13 protein-coding genes and 3 pseudogenes are annotated in these 21,959 nt (G+C 51.6%); 10 read left to right on the top strand and 6 right to left on the bottom strand.

What is annotated here, in order from left to right; all coding sequences use genetic code 11:
- Positions 1-33: 33 nt before the first annotated feature.
- Both EKK48_00890 and EKK48_00885 read right to left on the bottom strand, forming a co-directional pair.
- A complete protein-coding gene (locus EKK48_00890; protein ID RTL45929.1) occupies positions 34-1,695 on the bottom strand; it encodes a serine/threonine protein kinase in 1,662 nt (553 codons plus the stop codon).
- A gap of 243 nt (positions 1,696-1,938) precedes the next feature.
- A complete protein-coding gene (locus EKK48_00885) occupies positions 1,939-3,042 on the bottom strand; it encodes a GNAT family N-acetyltransferase (protein ID RTL45928.1) in 1,104 nt (367 codons plus the stop codon).
- 197 nt (positions 3,043-3,239) lie between these two features.
- Between EKK48_00885 and EKK48_00880 the strand changes: the two genes are divergently transcribed.
- Positions 3,240-3,482, top strand: coding sequence for a hypothetical protein (locus EKK48_00880; GenBank protein ID RTL45927.1), 243 nt, complete (start codon positions 3,240-3,242; stop codon positions 3,480-3,482).
- Positions 3,483-3,506: 24 nt separating this feature from the next.
- Positions 3,507-4,301 (top strand): hypothetical protein, encoded by a 795-nt coding sequence (locus EKK48_00875; GenBank protein ID RTL45926.1) that lies wholly within the window; start codon positions 3,507-3,509, stop codon positions 4,299-4,301.
- 88 nt (positions 4,302-4,389) lie between these two features.
- Here the strand turns inward: EKK48_00875 and EKK48_00870 are convergent, their stop codons facing one another.
- Positions 4,390-4,848 (bottom strand): nucleoside-diphosphate kinase, encoded by a 459-nt coding sequence (locus EKK48_00870; GenBank protein ID RTL45925.1) that lies wholly within the window; start codon positions 4,846-4,848, stop codon positions 4,390-4,392.
- Positions 4,849-5,514: 666 nt separating this feature from the next.
- Between EKK48_00870 and EKK48_00865 the strand changes: the two are divergent.
- A pseudogene (locus EKK48_00865) lies at positions 5,515-5,616 on the top strand (DUF2497 domain-containing protein).
- A 344-nt stretch (positions 5,617-5,960) separates the two neighbouring features.
- On the opposite strand, the pseudogene EKK48_00860 reads toward EKK48_00865, so the two are convergent.
- Positions 5,961-7,082, bottom strand: a pseudogene (locus tag EKK48_00860) (AAA family ATPase).
- A gap of 1,151 nt (positions 7,083-8,233) precedes the next feature.
- Here EKK48_00860 and EKK48_00855 point away from each other — a divergent pair.
- From EKK48_00855 to EKK48_00835, 5 genes are all read left to right on the top strand, one after another.
- The gene (locus EKK48_00855) at positions 8,234-8,749 is read left to right on the top strand and encodes a DNA recombination-mediator protein A (GenBank protein RTL45924.1); all 516 of its coding nucleotides are present in this window, start codon (positions 8,234-8,236) and stop codon (positions 8,747-8,749) included.
- Between the two features lie 46 nt (positions 8,750-8,795).
- Positions 8,796-9,938, top strand: coding sequence for a phospho-N-acetylmuramoyl-pentapeptide-transferase (gene mraY, locus EKK48_00850; protein ID RTL45923.1), 1,143 nt, complete (start codon positions 8,796-8,798; stop codon positions 9,936-9,938).
- A 248-nt stretch (positions 9,939-10,186) separates the two neighbouring features.
- On the top strand, positions 10,187-12,037 hold the full coding sequence (locus EKK48_00845; GenBank protein RTL45922.1) for a tetratricopeptide repeat protein: 1,851 nt from the start codon (positions 10,187-10,189) through the stop codon (positions 12,035-12,037).
- A 2-nt stretch (positions 12,038-12,039) separates the two neighbouring features.
- Positions 12,040-14,172 (top strand): GAF domain-containing protein, encoded by a 2,133-nt coding sequence (locus tag EKK48_00840; protein RTL45921.1) that lies wholly within the window; start codon positions 12,040-12,042, stop codon positions 14,170-14,172.
- Positions 14,173-14,215: 43 nt separating this feature from the next.
- Positions 14,216-15,343, top strand: a complete 1,128-nt coding sequence (locus EKK48_00835; GenBank protein ID RTL45920.1) for an HD domain-containing protein — start codon at positions 14,216-14,218, stop codon at positions 15,341-15,343.
- On the opposite strand, the gene EKK48_00830 is transcribed toward EKK48_00835, so the two are convergent.
- A complete protein-coding gene (locus EKK48_00830) occupies positions 15,216-16,301 on the bottom strand; it encodes a lipopolysaccharide heptosyltransferase family protein (GenBank protein RTL45919.1) in 1,086 nt (361 codons plus the stop codon). The genes EKK48_00835 and EKK48_00830 overlap by 128 nt on opposite strands.
- An 88-nt stretch (positions 16,302-16,389) precedes the next feature.
- Here EKK48_00830 and EKK48_00825 point away from each other — a divergent pair, with 88 nt between their 5' ends.
- Complete coding sequence (locus EKK48_00825) at positions 16,390-17,601, top strand: LytR family transcriptional regulator (GenBank protein ID RTL45918.1); 1,212 nt, start codon at positions 16,390-16,392, stop codon at positions 17,599-17,601.
- Between the two features lie 222 nt (positions 17,602-17,823).
- On the top strand, positions 17,824-18,057 hold the full coding sequence (locus EKK48_00820) for a hypothetical protein (GenBank protein RTL45917.1): 234 nt from the start codon (positions 17,824-17,826) through the stop codon (positions 18,055-18,057).
- A gap of 992 nt (positions 18,058-19,049) precedes the next feature.
- Here the strand turns inward: EKK48_00820 and EKK48_00815 are convergent.
- Positions 19,050-21,845: pseudogene (locus EKK48_00815) on the bottom strand (DEAD/DEAH box helicase).
- Between the last annotated feature and the right edge of the window lie 114 nt (positions 21,846-21,959).

Raw genomic sequence — 21,959 nt, 5'->3', positions numbered from 1 at the left:
CTCAAGGCCAATTGTACCTCGCCCTTGATGCACTTAATCTGAGGTTGGTATCTGGTTCTGCAGCTTCGACCACTTCGAAGCCTCCGGCGATACTTTTACTTTGGGCGGCTTGGTTTGGTTCGCTGAAGTATGAGCTTTAATGAGCTTGTTCGCCTTACTAACATCGCGTGTTCTGGGCGCAACAACCTTCGTCCTGATGGTGTTCCGATGTGGTGTTGGGCTCTGAGTTTGGGACAACTGGTGGGGCAATGCGGCTTTCCCCTGGTTGAGGGGCAAAGCAGATTCACCAGGAATAGCAGTTGCGGTGGTTGGCTTGCTATCAGGTCCAGCTATTTGTTGGGTTGTGTGTTGGGCTTGGTTCGTATTTTGAGCAGGAAGGGTCGCGCTATCGGTTGCCGCAGGAAGGGACGCGCCATCGGTTGCCGCAGGCGTTCTACCGGTTGCCACAGGAAGGGTCGCGCCATCGGTTGCCGCAGGGGTGCTATCGGTTGGCGCAGGAAGGGACGTGTTATTGGTTGCCGCAGGAACTGGTTTGCCCTGGGGCTGCACTAAAATTGGTGGCTTTGACCCAACGAAATTTTTGAAGCCTAGAAAAGCGGCTACCAGTCCCACGCAAACGAAGGCGGCTAAACCCCCTCGCACGAGCCCGTTGTGAATAGATGCAGAACGGACGGGGTCTATACGCGCTCGCAGATTGCGCGCTTCGTTCTTTCTGGGAACAGACGCCTGCAGCTCGCCAGCCAGTTCTTTCATTGTCTGTTGTCTGGCGGCTGGCGATTTCGCCAGAGCTTTCATAACCACCGCTTCCAGTCGCTCGGGAATATAGATGTCGGGTCTTATCTCTGCGAAAGATGCTGGTGTTTGATGAATTTGCTTATCGATCGTTTCGATGGCGTTTCTGCCTTTGTGCGGAACACACCCTGTTAAACATTCATACATCACTGTTGCCAGCGAATAAATGTCGGACCGCCCATCAAGGTCATGACCCAGACATTGCTCAGGGCTCATGTACAGCGGGCTACCAAAGACATCGCCTTTCTGCGTTAGTTCCTGATCTTCGTCACTTTCAAGTACTTTCGCGATTCCAAAATCGACTAATTTGACATAGTCGCCACCATCGGGAGATTCGACCAGCATTATGTTTCCAGGTTTCAAATCTCTATGCACGATGCCGTTTCGATGTGCGTGATCGAGTGCATCACAGACCTGCGTAACGATGTTGATGGTACGTTCGACACCAATCGATCTGCGATCGCGCATCTCCTGGGCTAAACTTTTCCCATTGATGATGTCCATCACCATGTAGATATAGCCGTCTTCGGTTGATCCGAAGTCATGAAGCGTGACGATATTCGGATGCGCCAGTCGACTGGCAGCGATTGCCTCTTGCTGAAAGCGTTTTACGCTCGTCTGGTCTTCAAGGAATTGTTGACGCAACACCTTGATGGCTACCCGGCGCTTCAAGTTTTCTTGCCAGGCTTTGTAGACGACTCCCATTCCGCCCGTGCCGAGCAGGCTTTCGACCTGGTAGCGACCTGCGAGAACTTTGCCAATAAAGGCATCTCGTTTCACTTCCACTAGATCCGTGGCGCCACAGTTCGGGCAGACTCCGACGCTGCGAAAAAAGTCTTGATTGCAGGCAGTGCACGTTTTGCGTGTGACGGTGAGGGAATTGTCTTCAAGCACTATAATCATCCATTGCGATGCGAATATTGGCAGATCGCAGATATTTAGATTCTATTCTAAATGATGGACGGTGGCAGGCTGTTGATGGCTAACCACAAAATACGGCTTCGCCATGAACTGGAGATAGCTAGCCGCGAGATACAGCTTAACCATGAACTGGAGATGGCTAACCGCGAGATACAGCTTAACCATGAACTGGAGATGGCTAACCGTAAAGTACAGCTTAACCGTGAACTGGAGATGGCTAACCGTTCAATACTGCTCGGCAGTGAATGCGGGAAATTGATTGGCGATTTCGTAGAGCTCCGCCGGCAAACCGTCCTGGGGTTTTTGCCAGAAGCCTGTGACATGTTGTACCAGGGCTCCAGGGCTGGCTCCGTCTTTACTATCCTTTGGACCACTAACTCCAAGTGGATCGCGCACATCCACTTTGCAGGTCGAGCCGATCGCTTCCAGAAATGCATCAACGTGCACCACTCGTGACATCATTCCTGGTGCTTGAGTAATTGTATGCGCTTTGCTCGGACCAGCTATTCGATAAAGCGTATCGATTTCTGGCGCGATCCAAACGACGTGATCGTATTGCGAATCCATTTGAGCAAGCAAAGCGAGACCGTCTCGGAATGCCTCATCCGTCAGGTAGCACCATTCTGTCACTTGCAGAATTTTGTCGAAGGAGCCACTGAGATTCCAGATCATGTAGCCGTCTTTGTGTACGAACAGTCGCCGCCGTGAGCCGGGCGGAAAAAGCAGCTGCATCCAACGGAAAGCGCTTCGTTCCATACTTAGATTGAAGTTCTGAATCCATCTTTTATGAATCGCTTTTGCCTGATGCTGTTCACCAAGATCTGTTGCTTTGTATGAGCGCGCGTTTCCTTTGACCTTGTTTAATTTCGCAGTCAGGGTGTCAATTTTATAGCGAACGTCAGTGATCGCCCAACCCATTGCCCCGTAGAACTCGTAGTCGAATGGCCACAAAGCCGATAGCGGCACTTCACGTTTATGCAGTTGTTGCATGCAATCGGTCAATAACTGATTGATCAATTTCTGCCTGCGATATTGAGGCTGCGTAGCGACACCGGCGATGCCACCACATCGAACCCATTTGTCACCAAGATGTGTCGGGAATTCAATTACCGATGCTGTCGCCGCTATGTAGTCGCCGTCGTACGCCGCGACGATGTAGTCTATTCCTTGCTGGCATAGAGAGGTGATGCGATCTCGAGCTGCGCGTGTGCCAATTATCGGATCTGCGTCCTCAATGTTGAACGCCAGCGACCACAGGTCAATGAGCTGGTTGAAGTCACTTCGCGGAACTTCTTTTATTGTGTAAGTAGTCGTTTCTGCTTTGTTCAAAATTATGATCTCTTTTTACGGATTCGTTTGTAGCTCGTACTTCGCAACTTTTCCTTTTTCAAAACAAACAAATAATGTCTCAAAACTAGAACTTGGCGAACCAGCTTTGAATCTACTGTGCAGGTTTTGTGTAGAAGACTGGCGCTGTTGCAGGTTTTGTGCGTTAATAGGTTGACAATAGTTTGCGAGAGTGTGCCATGAAGCATAGATCCTCATATCTGATTGCGGCAAGCCTGGTCGGCGCTTTGACGGTGGCATTAATTCCTTCGTTTGCTGCACCCAGACTTATGTCTGGTAACGTGACTCAAAATAATGTTGCTCAACTGACTCATCAAATCAACTGGCATGCATCATTGCCGCAGGCTGAATATCAAGCTCAGCGGGAAGGCAAGATGATCTTTTGGATGCATATGTTGGGAAATCTAAGCGGCGCCACGTGAAGCGCCGGTAACAGCTTGAGAGCCGTGTCGCTCTCGCAGGATCCCGCCTTTACCGCTCTCAAAGATTATTTCGTATGCGGTACGCAAGACATTACAAACGAGCCCTATTGCGGAATTTCGGGGCGACATGAGGTCGACGGCAAAGCTATTAACACCACCAATGGTGCCGGGCCGCATAATATTCAGATGTTCATGTTGTCTGCAGACGGTACTGTTTTGACATGCCTGCAAGGGTACTGGAACTCGTCGGATCTCGTTTCAGAGATGGGTCTGGCTAACCAGCTCAATCAGGTTTGGTTGAATCCAAATTTATCACGTGCGCAGAAGAATCAAATGTTCTCGCAAATGCACCTCGCTCATGCTGCGAAACATTCTGACGCAACTCGCAAGAGAAGCCATTTACAGGGATTCGATGCGAAGTACGAAGCCAAGCATCGTTTGTATAAATCTGATGTGATTTTGAATCCGCAACTCGCCGCTCAAGCCAATGTGAAAGGTGCGCAAATCCCCTGGGAAGCTTTTCAGACTACGGATCAATTGATGCATCAACGAATGGCGCAAAGACCGTTCGAGCGCTACACGCAGTTCGATGTCGCCAATTACGTTGACTATGGTCGCCAGAAGTATGACAAGCATGAAGATGACCGAGATGCCGATGGCAAGGTAGATAAACAGCTTGCGAAAAAAGAGCAGATAATTGGAAACCCACAAGTGCTGGCCGCGAATAAACAGCAAATGCAGCAAAACAGAATGGCTAATCGTGCTATGCGAGGTGGTCTGAGGAGAATGCTCAGATACGGAATCCGCGCAGCTCTCTAGGAACCGCGCGGACTTCAATGTGATTGGATTGAGATCAATTGATCAGAGTGAACTCAATGTGATCAGAGCGAACCTGGACCATCAGTGCCTATTCAGTGACCCATTTCTGGATTGTTCGGTCCCAATTTTCGATCAATTCTTCTTTCTTGAAGAAGATACCAATCTCGCGCTCTGCGCTAGCTGGGCTGTCGGAACCATGCACTGTGTTACGACCGAGATCGACGGCGAAGTCACCACGAATGGTGCCGGGAGCTGAGTCTTTTGGATTGGTAGCGCCGATTACGTTGCGAGCTAAGCCGGTGGCATTCTTTCCTTCCCAGACCATTGCGACGATAGGTCCTGAAGTGATGAACTTGATCAAACCATCAAAGAATGGTTTGCCTTTGTGCTCGCCATAGTGCTCTTGCGCCATCGCCGGAGGCACGTTCATCATCTTCAGCCCGACAAGCTTGAGACCGCGCTTCTCGAATCTTGCGATGATTTCGCCAACAAGTCCACGTTCCACACCGTCTGGCTTGACGGCTACGAATGTACGTTCTTCAGCCACTTTGATACTCCCTAAACTGTGCTAACCGTTTGCAGCATAATAAGTGCGCCGATTATACGCTCTAAATCAACCACTTGAATTCGCACGTAACGACTGGTGACCAACATATTTGAAAGAAGGTTCTCAAGCGACTCGCTTTTGATGCTTAAGCAACGAGTACGACTTTAGATGAGGCAACAGACTTGTCAGGGTACGAAGACATGTGAGCGCTTGCCGTTTTAGAGCTTACCGTTTTAGAGTTTGATCAATTTCGCAAACTTAGGATCAAGCAGACGCTTTCCGGCGCCTCCCTCGAACTCTACGTTGTAGAGTTCTTTTCCTTTGTCTCCGATGATTTGCACTACTTTGCCTGTGCCGAATTTGACGTGTTGTACTGAATCGCCGATCGACAATTTTTCGAAAGTTTCGGCGGGACCAGCCGGTCTCATCGCATCGTTCTCACGAGGGTTGCTTGAGGCGTAGCGCGGATCATTTTGAGTTTCGCCCGGACGTAGAACTCGTGGCCGCTCGCCATTAGGTTGCCTGTTCTGGTTGGGAGTGTATTTTGAGTGTGCCGGACTGTTGCTGCCCTGCGTCTGTCCGTAACCAGAGCTGGGGGCGCCGTTGCGGTTTGCATATCCACCGCCTCGGTTTCCATAGCCGGAGTTGCCGCCGCCGCCGTAACCACCGCCACCGCCGTAGCCTCCGCCTCCGCGATTTCCATATCCAGAGTTGCTTCCGCCGCGGTTGCCGCCGCCAGCGCCATATCCGCCTCCGCCACCGCCGTAACCACCACCGCCGCGTCCATAGCCGGAGTTGTCACCATATTTGGAGCCGCCGCCGTCATACGAGTTGTCGCGTCCACGATAGCCGCCGCGCGATTCCTGGTTACCGCTATCACTGTAGTCATCCTGATAGCCACCGCCGCCGCGATTGCCGAAGCCACCACGCCCGGTGTTGTAATTGCCGCTTCTTCCGAACTCGCCTTCCCTCGAATAATCAGATGGATCTGAGGCCGGCGTTGGATAGAATCCTTGCACGAGACCAGGCGTGATTTCCTTCAGAAAACGGCTTGGAATGGTGTATGACGAGCTAAAGCTTGCGCCTGCTCCTCGTTGCATCAGCATGCGTTTGCGAGAAAGCGTCATGTAGAGCAAATCAGCGGCTCGTGTGACGCCTACGTACATCAGTCGCCGCTCTTCTTCCATGGCGGAGGGTGAGTCGAGAGAACGGATGTGAGGGAAGAGACCTTCTTCCAATCCCATTAAAAAGACAACTGAGAATTCCAAGCCCTTGGCGCCGTGCAACGTCATCAGCTTGATTGTGTCTTCGTCCATCTTGACTGCGTCCAGATCGCTGACGAGCGAAATGCGTGTCAAGAATGAGTCTAAGTCAGGCTCATCGGCAATGTCTTCGAATTCTTTTGCGACGTTGACGAATTCCTGTACGTTTTCGATGCGTCCGAGTGCCAGTTCATCTTTTGATTCTTTCGCTTCCTGCTCCAATTTTTCGATATAGCGAATGTCGGCGATGATCAATTGAAGCAGCTCTGAGACTGAGCCAACCGTGGCGGCATTTTGCCAGCGGCGCACTTGACCGGCAAACTCGGTCAAACCTTGTTGGGCCTTCGGTGACAGGTCGCGAATTTGCAGCGCCGATTCGCAAGCTTCCAACATGCTGATGTTGTGCTCTTCTGCAAACGACTGAACCTTCTCGAGAGTGGTTTTGCCGATGCCGCGCTTGGGAGTGTTGATGGCGCGATTCAAGGCTTGACCGTCTTTCGAGTTGTAGACCAACTTCAAGTAAGCAATCATGTCTTTGATTTCGGTGCGTTCATAGAATCGAGTCGAGCCGATCAGCGTGTAAGGCATATGGCTGCGCACCAGAACTTCTTCAATGGCTCGGCTTTGTGCATTGGTTCGATAGAGAATGACGCATTCCGAGAGCGTTTTGCCGCGGGCTTTTAAGCGTTTGAGCTCTTCTACGACATAGTGCGCTTCATCGATTTCGTCCTGCGCTTCATAGCACTGAGCTTTTGACCCCTGCCCCTTGTTACAGCGCAAGACCTTTTCCAGGCGCTCCGTGTTGTTTTCGATGATGCTGTTGGCTACTTCCAGAATTGTGCTGGTCGATCTGTAGTTCTCTTCCAGCTTGATCATCGTTGCCATTTTGTAGTCGTTCTGGAAGCCAAGCAAGATTTTGAAATCGGCTTTGCGCCAGGAATAAATCGACTGGTCAACATCGCCAACCACCATGAGAGTTCGTTCTTCCCAGTTGTTGTGCTCATCTATTTTCTGATGCGACGTCGGCCCCGCAATCATTTCAACCAGATCTGCTTGCGATTTGTTTGTGTCCTGGAACTCGTCGACCAGGATGTGGCGGAAGCGTTGTCGCAATCTTGCCAGGCAGTTGGAATTTGTTTTCATCAACTCAGTGAAGATCAAAATCAAATCGTCGAAGTCCATCGCGTTATTGCGCGCCAGTTCAGATTGGTAGGCTGTATAGATTTCCGAAATTCGCTGCTCTTTATAAGAGCGAGCTGACGATGCATATTTGGACGACGTAATGCCGTCGTTTTTCAAGGCAGAAATTTCGTAGCGCGTGCTCTTTGGAACGAAGACCTTTTCGTCCAGGTTCATGCGTTTGATTACGCCTTTGATGATATTTACGGTGTCAGTCTCGTCGTAGATGACGAAATTGTTGGTCCATTTGAAACCTTCGGCGGTCTGATATTCGTCAATTTCGCGGCGCAAGATTCTGGCGCAGACGCTGTGGAAAGTGCCGATAGTGATGCGGCGAGCCTGGTCGAAACCGACTATCTTTTCAACACGGGCTTTCATCTCGCCTGCAGCCTTGTTTGTGAAGGTGACGGCAAGGATCGTTTCGGGGTCTTGACCCAGTTCTGATATCAGGTAGGCGATGCGGCGCGTCAGGACGGTTGTCTTACCGCTGCCTGCCCCAGCTATGACCAGCGCCGGTCCCCACTTGAGTGACACGGCTTCCGCCTGCTGCGGGTTCAAATTTGCCAGCAGATCTTGGTTCGCTGGATAGGCCGAGTTCGAATTTGCCACGACGCCTGTGCTCATATATGTGATGTGTCCCCTTAACGATAGTCGCCGATTAACTGCTCATGACATGCCGCAGTCCGGAATCATGCTATGATTCCGACCGGTAATCCTTCCCAAGCCTGCTTTTGCGCGAATTCAATAAGAAACTTGCGTAAATTCTATATACTCAGTGAGACCTGCTGTCCGAAATAATTGTGTGACAAGAACAGCCAAGCTGTTGATTAAAACTTGTAAACAGCACAGACGTCAGACAGCCTAAGACTCGCTAATACAGGTAATCTAGGGGCGGGCTATCAAATAAGATCTTATCACGGTAATCCAGACTGGTACAAAAACATATGCCATTAGAACCATCCGCCGCGACCATTCCTACAGTTGATGAGCTAGCCAGCGAGCTGCTCCTCATTCAGCAATCCGGACCACGGCGAGTGGCGATAATCGGAACGCGCAACCTGCCCTTGCCTCACCAACAACTCGTCGAGATGCTCAGCTATGCACTCGTGCTGTCAGGCAACCAGGTCGTCACCAGTGGTGGTGCCAACGGTTGCAACATGGCGGTGATTCGTGGAGCTCAACGCGCCAACCCAGATCGCCTGGAAGTGATTTTGCCACAGACGCTCGGTCAGCAGCCCAGTGAAGTGCAAGACCTGTTGATCGGCATCAAAAACATAACTGAATATCCGGAACGTCGCACAATGACGCTGGCTGATGCAAGTAAGATCTGCAACCACGAAATTATCGACCGTGCACAGCAGACTATATGCTTCCTGTATCACACAAGCCACACATTGTTAGAGTCTGTAAGCTACGCCAAAGATCATCGTAAATTAGTCACTAATTTCTATCTTGATTAGGATAGATGGCTGGTTTTTCGTTTTTTTTCGACTAAGATAGAAACTAATTTCTCTATCGTCGAAAGAACACGTTTTGAATTATTTGCCTGGATACACTGAATCTCCGCACCTGCCGTTGTTGGCTCTGGTATCGCTGGCGATATCGTCTGTGCTCCTGTATCCATATATCGGTTGGCTGAAAAAATTCCAGATTCAGCAGTATTTGCGCGAAGATGGACCGAAGAGTCACGCACACAAAGCCAAGACTCCGACATCGGGTGGTGTTTGCATAATCTTAGCCAGTTTCATCACTATGGTGATCTGGATGGTCTGCTTCGAAAAAGCCCTGGATAAATATGTGGCTCTGGTTTTCGTCTGGGGTCTGGTTTGCGGTATTGTCGGGCTTCTCGACGATATGGCTAAAGTCATGCAGAAAGCCAACAAAGGCGTCTCTGGAAAAGTCAGGCTGGGCATTGAAACGGTAGTTGGACTGGGGCTGGGTTTTTTGTTGTACCAAACCGGAACCACCCTATACTTTCCCGCTCATACCGTTACGGCGCCTTCGACGGTATTCGTGCAGGGGCATCATGCCGGGCTCTTCTTTTATCTGATTTTTGGTGCCTTCCTCACGGCCGCAACATCAAACGCAGTCAACTTGCACGACGGCATGGACGGTCTGGCCGCGGGCACGAGCTCACTTGTGTTTGCCACCATGGTTTTTATCTTTCTCGCTACTGGGCAAACCAATTTTGCTGTTATGTCGGCCATCATGGCGGGAGCCGTGATGGGCTTCCTGCTCTGGAACCGCAACCCGGCTGCAGTGTTCATGGGCGACACAGGCAGCTTGTTCATCGGCGGTATCATGGCGGCTCTCGTCATCGCCGGTGGCATTGTGATCTGGTTTGTTCCGCTCTCGCTCATTTATATTGCCGAGGCACTGTCAGTGATGGCACAGGTTTCATACTACAAGCTGACCAAGCCATACACGCCTGAAAAGCCGATGTCGACTCCGCAACTTGTAATCTACAAGCTGACGCATAAGCTGCCCGGGGAAGGCAAACGAATCTTTCGCATGGCACCCCTCCACCATCACTTCGAAGCCGTCCTTGGCGAAAAGGGTGTCGCCGAGTGGCAAGTGGTAGTGATGTTCTGGATCGCTCAATTCATTTTGTGTCTGGGCGTTTTGGGCTTCCTTTACTTCTGGCGCTGAAGTCGCAAGTATTTGCGCTGAAGTCGCAACCATTGGCAGTCAAGGCGACCTTTGCCCGCAGCGCCACTCTGGCGGTGAAATTAGCTCCATGCTGCTCTTCTAGCGCTCGAAAGGGTGATTTCTCGGCTATTCTTATATTGTCATGTTCATGTAGATTCCAAGAATATAGGATGAGGGCATGGAAAAGCTGGGTGGCTCAAGAAAGCAGCCCACTTGAATAGGTGTTAGCGATCGATATCATTTACTAAATGGCAACCAACGTAATGACTGTAGTCAACGATCTCATCTCTCAACAGAGGTGGGACGAGGCTTATTCGACGCTAAACCGTTTCGCGCAGCAGCAGCCCAATGACCCCCAGATCGAGTACGAGCTGGGAGTGCTCTGCTTCAATATGGGTCGATATGCGGACGCGGAAATTCACCTTAAGACGTCGCTGTCAATTTACGCCGACAATCCGGAAGCTCATTATCATCTCGGGCTGACGCTGCTCAAGGAAGATCGCCCGCAAGAGGCGATGCCTGAGTTTCGCGAAGCCTGTGAGCGCAAAGAGAATTTTGCTGTCGGGCATATGCACTGGGGTCTGGCTCTCGTTGCAATGGGCAAATTGAGCGGGGCGCTAGGACAATTTAATCAGGCGATCAAGTGTAATCCGCAGATGACTTCCGCCTATTATCAGGCTGCGGTGGCGTGCTTCAACCAGGGACAGTTTGTCGATGCCGTCAAATATTTTCAGCAGGCGTGCAACGTTGCGCCCAACCTGGGAGAAGCTTACAACGGACTGGGCGTCACCCTTGCCGCGATGGGCAAGTACGAAGACGCCGTGCAGTGTTTTGCCAAAGCCTGGAGCGTCGACAATTCGCTTGCCGTCGTGCAGCGCAACTGGGCATCAGCGCTGGTGCAGCTCGGACAGGTAGAAGAAGCAATCAGGCACTATCAGGAAGCAGTCGGCGTCACGACTCGCGTGCTCTCAGCCAAGGAGCGAGCTGTCACTTACAACGATTGGGGCGTCAATCTATATCGCGCCAATCGCATCGATGAAGCCGCTGAGAAGCTTGTTTATGCCGTCGATGTAGATCCGAATTTCTCGCAGGCGCACCTGAATTTAGGGCTGGTGCGCAACTCCTTGCAGGAGTTCGAGATGGCTGCCGAAGCTTTCGATAAGGCTTTGCAAATCAATCCTGATCAACTGGAAATCGCCTTGAACAGCGCCATCACATATTTGATGGTCGGTCGCTACTCCGAATCGCTCGAACGTTTGCAGCAACTTCAGAACAAAGGCGCAAAAAGCTCTGAACTTGATTTTTGGCTTGGCTATGCCAATCTCGCTCTCGGCAATAGCCAGGCGGCGCAGGAATTTTTTGAAAAGTCTCTCTATTCCAATTCGACAAATTACATGGCGCTGGATGGATTGGGTGTCTGTTTCGCTCTGAATAATCAGCATCCTGAGGCTATAGATAAATTCACGCAGTGCCTTGCTCTCAATCGCGATTATGCGCTCGGTCATCTGCATCTGGCTCGCAGTTTGGAAGCGGTAGGTAGATCTGATGCCGCATTACTTGAATATCGCGAAGCTGTTTCGCGCGATCCAAAATGCCTGCTTCCCGAGAAGGAGACGATTGAAGTCTTATTGCGCGCTTCTCACTATGAACAAGTGATGGACCGTTCCATGAAGTTGCTTGAAATCGTGCCTATGGATGCAGATGCGAAACTCAGTCTGGCCAGGGCTTATCGCGCTCAGAATAAACTGCCTGAAGCAATGGGTCTGCTGGAAGCGATGTTGGCTGTCGACCCGGGTAATGGTCCTGCGCTCGTGCTCATGGGGCAGATTTGTCTGGCGCAGGGGCGATTCGTCGAGGCTGATGAATTGTTTCGAGTCGCTTCCACGACGTTCGATGGAGACGCTGTGCTCTACTATTCCTGGGGCAAGAGCCTTTCATTGTTGGGGATGCACGAGCTGGCGCTGGAAAAATACGCCAAGGCGTCGGAAATTGACCCCTACGATGCAGACGTCTACGAGGCATGGGGCGCCGCTCTCAAGACGCTGGGTCGCTTCGGTGAAGCAGCAGAAGTGTTCAAGCGAGCTTCGGAGTACATGTAATCGTGTCCGAAGAGATCATTGTATTAGAGCCAGTTTCGGACCTCTACCTCAAGACTGAGAAATTGCTTTTCTTCCGGCTTGCTTTCGCCGCAGTGGGCATGATCATCTCGATTGGCATCAATCTCTTTACTCACTCAGACTTTGACTATCAGCCTGTTACCGTCGTAACTGTTTCCATTCTGATTATCTCCGGGCTTGCGCTTCTGGGGGCGCTCAGGTCCCGGTTCGCCGTTACCGATCAACGCTTAATGGTATTGAATGCGGTGATGATTGCTATCGATGTTCTGGCTTTGACCGCCCTCGTGCACATCACGCGCGGTGTTGAGTCTGACTTGTACGTTTTGTACCTGCTGCCGATTCTGCTTTCCAGCTACACTTTCGGGCGTGAGGGCATCACCCGCACCGCAATGTTCGTGTCTTTCTCGTATGTTGGTTTGCTGCTTGCCGAAAACGCCAGTCTCTTGCCCTACTTGCTCGAGCCTGACAAAACGAGCGGTCTGGCAGCAGCTTATTCGCAGCAACTCTGGCGCCGCATTCTCGGTCGCAGTACGTTGCTGGTCAGTGTTGCCTTCATCTGGGGGCGTTTTTGCGAGTATATGTCGGGATTGGCTGAGCAAGGTGCAAACAGGCTGAGAGAGCAGCTCAAGGCCAACGAAGCACTGGTCGCCGAGGTGAAGGGTCAGGCTGCTCGCGAAATTCTCATCAACTCGATTAATTCAGCGCTGCGGAGCACCCTCGATCTCAATCAGATCTTTGAAACCGCTGTAGATGAGCTGGGACGCGCTCTTCAGGTAAGCAGTTGCGCCATCGTCTGTCACAGCTCATACCCTGATGAACCACCAGTGGTGTGCGAATCGATCAGCTCATCTTTGAAGTCGGATACCGGAGAGGCGCGCGGTATCTTCAATTCCGTCGTTTGTGCATTTGTTCTCGAACACAAATCGACTTACGAGCGCGACCCTGTCACAAACAATCTGCTCAAAGTCTTCGTGTTCGATAATCCGGCTGAGAATGAGACATTCAAGCCGATCAAGGAAGAAGTCGAGAAGCTCAATTTCTCCCATCTTGTCATTCAGCCGATGATGTATGCGGACGAGTCAAAGGGTGTTCTGCTGATCGGTGACCGCGACAGCAAGCGGCAGTGGAGTGCCTCTGAGCTGGATTTGATCAAATCTGTAGCCGGGCAGGTAGTGGTTGCCATCGAGCACGCGGAGCTGGTGGACCAGCTTTCGAGAAAGAACAAAGATCTTTTGCAGAAAAACCTCAACCTCGATGCCAAAAACTCCGAACTGCGAACCGTTCAGTCACAGCTCATCCATCAAGAGAAGATGGCTTCCCTGGGTCGACTGGTCGCCGGCATAGCGCACGAGTTGAACAATCCCATCAACTTTGTGCACGGCAATCTGCCCTATCTGCGTGAGTATTTCGACGATCTCAAGAAAATTATCAGCATCGTAGACAAAATCGAGAGCGAGCAGAAAGCAGAGTTTGACGGATTGAAAAGGACCCTCAAATACGACTTTCTCGTCACCGACCTCGACAACATTCTCGCTGATCTCAATGATGGAGCCGATCGCATCAGGCACATCATCCGAAATCTGCGCAGTTTCAGCCGTCTCGACGAAGCTGAGTTGAAAGAAGCTTCCATCCAGGAAGGCATCGAGTCTACATTGAAAATTTTGTCGGAGTTTTACGGGCGTGACAAGATACCGGTTGAAACTGACTTTGCAAACATTCCGCCCATACTTTGTTATCCCGGGCAGCTCAATCAAGTCTGGATGAACTTGCTCTCGAACGCCGCGCAGGCCCTGGGTTCGGTCTCGGAGCCGCTGGTGAAGATTCGGACTGAGGTGGAGAACAATAAAGTTGTAGCCTCAATTTCTGACAATGGGCCTGGTATTAAACCCGAAGTTCAGAGTAAAATCTTCGAACCTTTCTTTACGACCAAACCGGTTGGTCAGGGCACGGGGTTGGGTTTGTCGATCTGCCATTCCATTATGGAGCGGCATGGCGGGCAGATCTATTGCGAATCATCGCCGGATGAAGGCACAACCTTCAGGGTGGAAATTCCCATTTATGCCCGCGCTTCCGATCTCGTCAGGTCTGTACAAGAATCGGCTTATGACCCAGACTAAGTAAATCGGGTTCGGTTGGCAAACGCCTCACGGAGAGCACTGGATGGCACGGCGACACAAAATTCTGCTCGTTGATGACGAAATAGCCAATGTCAGGTTACTTAACCGCGTACTGGGCGACGAGCATGAAGCGTTCATGTGCATGGGTGGCGAGGAAGCCATCAAGGTCTTGAACGAGCATGACATCAGTTTGATTATCACCGACCAGCGCATGCCGGTCATGACGGGCGTCCAGCTTCTGGAGAAGTCTATTGAGATTCGCCCTGACGCAATCAAAATTTTGATCACCGGCTACACCGACGTGCAGGCGCTCATTGACGCCATCAACGCCGGTCACGTCTACAAGTACATTCCCAAACCGTGGGATGCTGATGAGCTAAGGCTGACAGTCAAGCGGGCGCTTGAGACTTATGAGCTGAAGGAAAACAACATCAGACTGATCGCTGAGCTGAAAGAAGCCTTCATGCAGTTGGAAGAGCTTTCCACCGGCGCCATTCGCGCCCTGGCCGATGCTCTCGACGCCAAGTGCGATTACACTTCCGGTCACAGTCTGCGCGTCAGCCGGTTCGCTGTGCTGATCGGTCGAGCCCTGGGACTGCCCACTGAAACTTTGAAAGATGTCGAGCTGGCCGGCGTTCTGCACGACATCGGCAAAATCGGCGTGCCCGAGTCGATTCTCTGGAAGCCCGCCAAATTGACTGAAGAAGAACATAAAATCATGTCCGAGCACCCCATTAAGAGCGCTCAAATCATTGGTGAGCTGAGCTGCCTGGTGCGGGCTCGGGAATATGTTTTGCATCACCACGAATTCCTGGATGGCTCCGGCTACCCTGATGGGCTGAAGGGGGACGAAATTCCGCTCGGCGCTCGCATCATTCTCGTTGCCGACGCGTATGACGCGATGACCACAGATCGCCCTTATCGCAAGGCAATCGGGCATCATCGGGCGCTGAAAGAGCTGCGCGAAAAGTCAGGCACGCAGTTTGACCCTAAAATGGTCAACGCTCTCATCTCAGTTATTGGAGAGGAAGGCGAGCTGCTCGTTAATGGTGAAGTGCCAGAGAGCTTTCTTGGTCTTTCAATTCCGTCAATAAGCACCGCACAGACTGGTACACAGTATCTGGCGGAAGCTGAACGCCGCGAACGGCTAGAGTCGGCTGGGAAGCAGTAGCGGCCCGCAAAGCGACAAAATGCGGGTGTTTGGGCAGGAGCTTTGCTTCGTCTGTTGGTCCGAACATCGCGACGACAGGCTTTCTTGCGCCCACGGCGATGTGCATAGGGGCGGAATCGACGCAGACGAGCACGTCGGAAAGCTTTGTCAATGCCGCCAAGTCAGCCAGGCTCTTGGTCTTGCCGGCTGAAGAGATAAGACGCGTGTTTGACGGCAAGCCTGCCTGAATTTCTTTGATGATCTCAGTGTCGTCTGGACCGCCAGCGAGAATCGGCTGGCAATCAGGGTCACGGTCAAGCTTTTTAATGAACTCAATCCAGTCGTTGATTTCCCAGGTTTTGATTATTCCTTTTTCGACAGCAAGACGGCTGGTACCTGGGTGCAAGAGAATTTTTCTGGCACCGGATTTGGTATCGCTAGTGCGCAGGAATTCTTCCATGCGCGCCAGGCTCTCTTGCGGAATATGTATCTCAGGAATAGTGCCTGTGCCGTTTCTAGCGGCGGAGGGATCCAGCCCGACGGCGAGGTCGTGATACATATCTGATGCGTATTGCTCTCGGTTTAGTTTGACCGGATGCGTCAAAAGCATTCGCGAGAGTGGACCCGAGTCATAGCCGATGCGCCAGTTTGCGCCGCCCAGAAAGAGCAAGATAGAAACCATCTTTGAACTTCCCGACGATAAAATCAGCTCGTACTCTCCGTCTTGCAGCAGTCTTACCAGTTCGACTATATCGGCCAGATAGAGAGGACGTTTTTTGATGTCGAAGGTAATGGTGGCATCGATCAGATCGGTGATTTGTTCGATTGAGCGTGAGCGCGGTTCCAGCAGCAGCGTGATGTGCGCCTTTGGATATGCCTGGCGCAGTGTCTTCAGCGTCGGCAAAAACAAGACTTCATCGCCGATGCCTCCAAAATTGATGGCAAGTATTTTGTTTGTCTTATGTAACCTTGGAATCATCTCACTCGACTCTGGCTGTGGCACTTGATTTGGGCAACGATCATTTTCAGGACCTATAATAGCTCAGAGCGCCCTTAGGAATTCTGTTTTGCGACCGACAAATTGGACTTTTGTTTTGATCGTCTGTGCCGTTGTAGGTGTCATCATCGGCTACATTCTGACGCTTTATTTCAAGCCGACATTGATACCATCTGCGCTGCGCGTCGGCAGTTTGACGCAGCCGACTACGGTTCTTTTGCTCGGCACTGACGTCGTCTATACCGATCTCGGGCGTCATAGCAACAAGAAAATCGATCAAAATGCCTTCACTGGTCGTTCGGATACGATCATGGTCTGCCGCCTCGACCCTGTCCGCGACACGCTCAGTATTCTCTCGATTCCCCGCGACACTGAAGTGCCGATACCTGATAACGGCACCCAGAAGATCAATGCTGCCAACGCCATTGGCGGTCCAAACCTGGCGGTTCGCACTGTGAGCAACTTCTTGCAGATTCCAATCGACCATTACGTGGTCCTGAATGTGCACGGGCTGGTCGATCTGGTCAATGAACTGGGCGGAATCACAGTCGATGTTCCCCAGAAAATGAAATATATGGATTGGACCGCCAAGCTCAAGATCGACCTCGAACCGGGACCACACACGCTCACCGGGAACCAGGCGATGGGATTCGTGCGCTTCCGCCATGATGCGCTGGGAGACATCGGGCGAGTGCAGCGGCAACAAATCTTTATACGCGCAGTGCTGGCAAAAGCAATTCAACCTGAGTCGTGGAGCCATCTTCCGAAGCTTATGGAGATTGCCTCTCAATACATGTCTACAGATATGACAAGCAGCGAGATGATTTCAATGGCTACTTTTGCCCGCGCCGTACCCAAGAAAAATCAGCAGATGATGCTTCTGCCGGGCGACTTCGCCGGCAACGGCTGGAGTTCCAGCAGCTCAGAGGTACGAAATATCGTCAGCCGTTTGATGGGGTCTAGTTTTGTAACGTCATTGCGTAACGAAATACATATCACTATTCAGAACGCGAGTTCCACGCCTGGTGAGGCATTCAAGGTTGCAAAGATTTTGCAACGAAAGGGTTACATCGTCACCGTCAAGCAATCAGCCAGCAAAATCGGACCGTTTCAGAGGACGAGAGTGATTGCACAGAAGGGAAATCCGGATGATGCCGAGCAAGTCATGATGGACCTTGGCGTTCAGGGAGAGATTGTTAATGCCTCGGTGGGAGATATACAAAGTGCTGTCACCGTGCTTGTCGGCGAGGATCTCGTGCCGATTCTGAGCGAAACTAAATAAATAGCTGCCTGGTGAAGAACCGCATGAAAAGCTGGTCTTTGCAATACGAAGGCAAAGCTTTAGACATTGTTATTATTCCTCTTGAAATAGCACTTCGCACATACCATGACATGGTGTACAGTATGTGCGGTTCGCAGCTGTGACCCAGCAACTTTTCTGCGTTCACGCTATTATGAAGCTGACTACATCAAATCCCGGCAGTTAGTCAGAAAGGCAGGCAACATGATCCATTACGTCTATGCAACTCGCGGTGGTTACCTCTATCTAGTAGGCAAGTTTGCCCACAAACCAAAAACACAAAAGCCAGACGAATTTGTTTTGTCTGTTCCAGATAAGACATCACAAAATCAGATCGACACCCTGGCACACCGTCGTTTCATGGACCATTTGAATCGCCCTCGTCGTGCCGCTCATGACCGTCACAAAGCTGCCGAACGCGAATTGGCTACAGTCTAAGCACTAACTGCCTTTCTTCGAAAAGTTTCAAACGTGCTGCTCAAAGCGAGCGGCACGTTTTTGTTTCGAGTATCTCAGCAAGATATTTCGATGTTCTTCTTAGAAGCTCCACTTACTTTGTCACCCGGCAAAATTATTCCGATCATGTTTAATGGATCGGCTGCGCATGCTGAGATGGTCTCGTCTGATGGTTGCTTGTTCTTTGATGCGCGCAATGAATCGGCCGCCTCAGGTAATGCAAACTGTTCACCGATGAAGCCATTTACAAATCGCCCGCCGCGGACCTCGCCGCGATCTTCCATATGACGAAATACTGACAGCAACTCGCGCCAGGGAGGAAGGTTCGTTTCGCGTCGGCAGACATCTCGGAAAACTACTCCGTAACGTGCCAGCAAAACTTTGCACATTGCCTCGAGTCCCTTTGCTTTTTCGATGTTGTAATCGGTGTGCAAAAGTGTCCAACGCCCGTAGTTATCGCGGAAGCGCTTGGCTCGTGGTCCGCTGCGGCGTTTGGGATCAATTAGTGAGCGCAGATTGTCGAAGCCGTCTGCTGTCACCAGTCCGCCTGTAACCAGTTCCCATAATCCAGTTTCGACTTGCGCTTTGAGCAGTCCGGTGCCGCGCACGATATCGGCGAAGAAGCTGGCGCCGCGTTGCTGCAAGAATTGATGCACTGCCTGCGCGGCCGAGCTCAGACCTGAAAGATCGGCATTGATGGCTGATTTCGGCAGGGTCTGCATCCAGTCGGCATCATCTCGGACAAAGAATGTAATGGGCGCAACGCTCGTTGGAATGATGCGTTTTATCGCTCCGGGCGTGAGAGTGAGAACTTCTCCGACACCCTGGTTGTCGTCGCCGGAGAGCGTTTTGTGGAATTTTGTTCGGGCACTTTTCCGCTCTGCGCCCACAGAAATCGGAATCGGCTGTGCTTTGCCAGATGCCGTCTTTCGTGCATCGAGAGGCGCAGGAGCAGGTTCTTCGGTTGCCGCCAGTGCCGGATGCATACTGAGGCGCCCCCAGCCAACAGCACCTTTCATGCACAGTTTGTCGAGCATGTCCGAGCTGTAGTTGCGTACTCGCCTGGCTAGCACGTCTTTCTCCCAGGCGTTAGCTGGAATTTCGAAACCTTGCAACTGGCGTAAAACTTCGAGTAATCCTCGTTCGCCGGCCAACTGCGTGCCCGGTGCTAGATGCTGCCATGCCGCAAGCCAGCGAACATAGGCGCCAGCGGTCACCGGCTCGACTTTTTGACGCAAGCCGCTGATTGTCAATTTGTGAATTTTTGCCAGCAGTCGACGCTCGCACCATTCGTAGGCGGAGATTTCGAGCGACGCGAGACCCTGCACTACATTGGAAAGCTGAACCCGGTCGCTAAACTGCCCTCTGAGAATACCCCCTTCAGATTCGAGCTGAATGAAGGCAATCTCTACATCACGCTTTGATAGAACGAGCAGCTCCGCTATGTCATCAACCATTACCGGACCAATCACCTGCATCCAGCCTCGCACCGCCGATGATACTGCTATGGATCTGTCGGCCGGAGCTTCTCCTATGGCTGTTACTTCGGTTTCAATTTTTGCATCAGGCCAGATCATTCTGGCTGTTTGCAATCGCTCCGTGCATACCCACAGATGAGCCGCTCCGATAATGAGCCTGGTAGCGCGTTTTGTTGCTTTGAGCGATTCGAAATATTGCTGCCATTCCCTTTGAGGCTGCGCAGGTAATCTGCTGTTCGTCTCTGGAATGGCAATCACTGATTTGAGCAAGTCGTGCAATTCGTCTGCGTTGCGAACGTCCGGCCAGGCTTGTTCAACGACTTTGGTGATGGCATTTGGATCGAGTTTGCCCAGTTCTCCAAGCACCGAGTTTGGCAGAACCCTTCTCATCTCGACTGCCCGAGTGCGTCTTTCTTCTACGCCTGCATCATCGAGATAGGCATAGACATTGGCATTGATGATTTCAGCAGCAAATTGGGAAGGTGTTGGAGTGTCTACTGCTACACACTTTATTTCGCCGCTGCGAATATTTTTGAGAATATTTTCAAGCCCTTCCAGATCCATGGCTTCCGTCAGAACATCCTTCATTACTTCTTCGATAAGCGGATGATTGGGTATCTCGACATCGCCGGGAGTGTTGTCCCGGCAGGCGGCAGCGCCGGGAAACACTGCCGAGAGCAGATCGTCAGAACGCAAGCGTTGCAGATAAGGTGGCACCTTCTTGCCGCCCATAAAGCGCAATAGAGCCAGAGAGCGCATGGCGTCCCACTTCCATCGAGTAGCAAATATTGGACCTTGCAGCGCCGCCTGCTCGAGCGTGTGTTTTACATTCTCAGTGGAGAGGTAATAGAACACGTCGCCGAGCGGAAAACTGTGCTGCTCGGCAAGCGCGATACTGATACCGTCTTCGGTTGCAGCTGCTTGCAGCTCCAGGTTGAAATTGCGGCAGAATTTTTTCCGTAATGCCAGCCCCCAGGCTCTGTTGATGCGACCACCGAAAGGAGCATGCAGGATCAGCTGCATTCCACCGCCTTCGTCGAAAAATCGCTCGGCGACGATCTGTTTGGTGGTTGGTACCGCGCCGAGAATGGCACGACCCTGGACGATGTATTCAATTAGCTGTTCGGCGCCTGAGTCATTTACGCCGCATTCTTCCTTGATCCATTCTATGGTTTGAAGGATCTGCGCTGTTTTTTTCGTATGCACTCCGAAATCTACAGGAACATCTTTTGTCATCTCATCAATTTTTCGACGAAGTTCAGAGACGTGGTGTGAAAGTTCATCAGATCGTGCTGGTGCCTCACCGAACCAGAAAGGCACCGACGGCGCGGCGCCATGTGCGTCCTCGACGTAAACTTTGCCTGCTACGTTGTCGATGCGACGAATTCGCCAGGATGTACTGCCGAGTAGAATTACATCGCCGCGATGGCTGTCGATGGCGAAGTGTTCATCCAGCGTGCCAACCGAAACACCGTCTGGTTCCGCTACTACTCCATAAAGCGCGCTTTCTGGAATGGCACCGCCGCTGGTGATCGCTGCCAGTCGGGCACCGCGCCTGGCGCTCAACTTGCCGTTGACCTGGTCCCGCATCAGATAAGCACCATATCGACCGCGCCGAGCCGATATTCCGTCTGACAGCATCTGAATGACCTGATCGAATTTTTCGCGACTCAAATTTCTATATGGATACGCTTTTCTGACATCATCGAAGAGCTGGTCTTCGTGCAAGTCTTCAACGGCAGCCATCGCCACTATCTGCTGAGCCAGAATGTCGATGCTGTTTTCAGGAATTACTAACCTATCCAGATCGTTATGTTTGATCGCTCTTACGAGCGCCGCACTTTCGACCAGCTCATCTCTTGTATATGGAAACAGGCGCCCCTTTGGAATGGCCCCGCGCCAGTGACCAGCTCGACCAATTCGCTGCAAGGCTGTAGCGATTGTTTTGACACCGTTCACCTGGCAGACGAGATCGACAAACCCGACGTCGATACCTAATTCGAGTGATGCCGTAGCGACGAGCACCTTAATTTCGCCATTCTTCAAACGTGTTTCTGCTGCTAGCCTGATCTGTCTCGACAGACTGCCGTGATGGCAGGCAACTTCATCTTCCCCAACTCGCGCCGCCAGGTGCATAGCTACCCGCTCAGCTTGCTTGCGCGTGTTGACGAATACGAGTGTAGAGCGATGAGTGTTCACAAGCTCAGCGATGCGGTCGAAATTCTCCGCTGATAGCTCTTGTGATGCGACCGGCTGCAGAGGTTGGGTGGGAAGCTCGATGGCAATGTCCATTTTTCGGCGATGACCGACATTGACTACTACCGGCGCTGAAATGTTTTTTGAATCGGACTTGCCCGGACCTTTCGTGCCCGGACCATTTGTGCCCGGACCGTCCACGCTCGGCTC

This window comes from Candidatus Melainabacteria bacterium (genome assembly GCA_003963305.1).
In the GTDB taxonomy this organism is placed as follows: Bacteria; Cyanobacteriota; Vampirovibrionia; order Obscuribacterales; family Obscuribacteraceae; genus PALSA-1081.
Note: the sequence above shows the minus strand (reverse complement) of the source record. Positions and strands in the feature narration are given on the sequence as shown.

What these genes read in the sequence shown, in the direction of transcription:
- EKK48_00880 (RTL45927.1), top strand. Translation starts at nt 3,240, where the DNA reads ATGAAGCATAGATCCTCATATCTGATTGCGGCAAGCCTGGTCGGCGCT.
- EKK48_00830 (RTL45919.1), bottom strand. Translation starts at nt 16,301, where the DNA reads ATGATTCCAAGGTTACATAAGACAAACAAAATACTTGCCATCAATTTT.
- EKK48_00835 (RTL45920.1), top strand. Translation starts at nt 14,216, where the DNA reads ATGGCACGGCGACACAAAATTCTGCTCGTTGATGACGAAATAGCCAAT.
- EKK48_00820 (RTL45917.1), top strand. Translation starts at nt 17,824, where the DNA reads ATGATCCATTACGTCTATGCAACTCGCGGTGGTTACCTCTATCTAGTA.
- EKK48_00890 (RTL45929.1), bottom strand. Translation starts at nt 1,695, where the DNA reads ATGATTATAGTGCTTGAAGACAATTCCCTCACCGTCACACGCAAAACG.
- EKK48_00855 (RTL45924.1), top strand. Translation starts at nt 8,234, where the DNA reads ATGCCATTAGAACCATCCGCCGCGACCATTCCTACAGTTGATGAGCTA.
- EKK48_00845 (RTL45922.1), top strand. Translation starts at nt 10,187, where the DNA reads ATGGCAACCAACGTAATGACTGTAGTCAACGATCTCATCTCTCAACAG.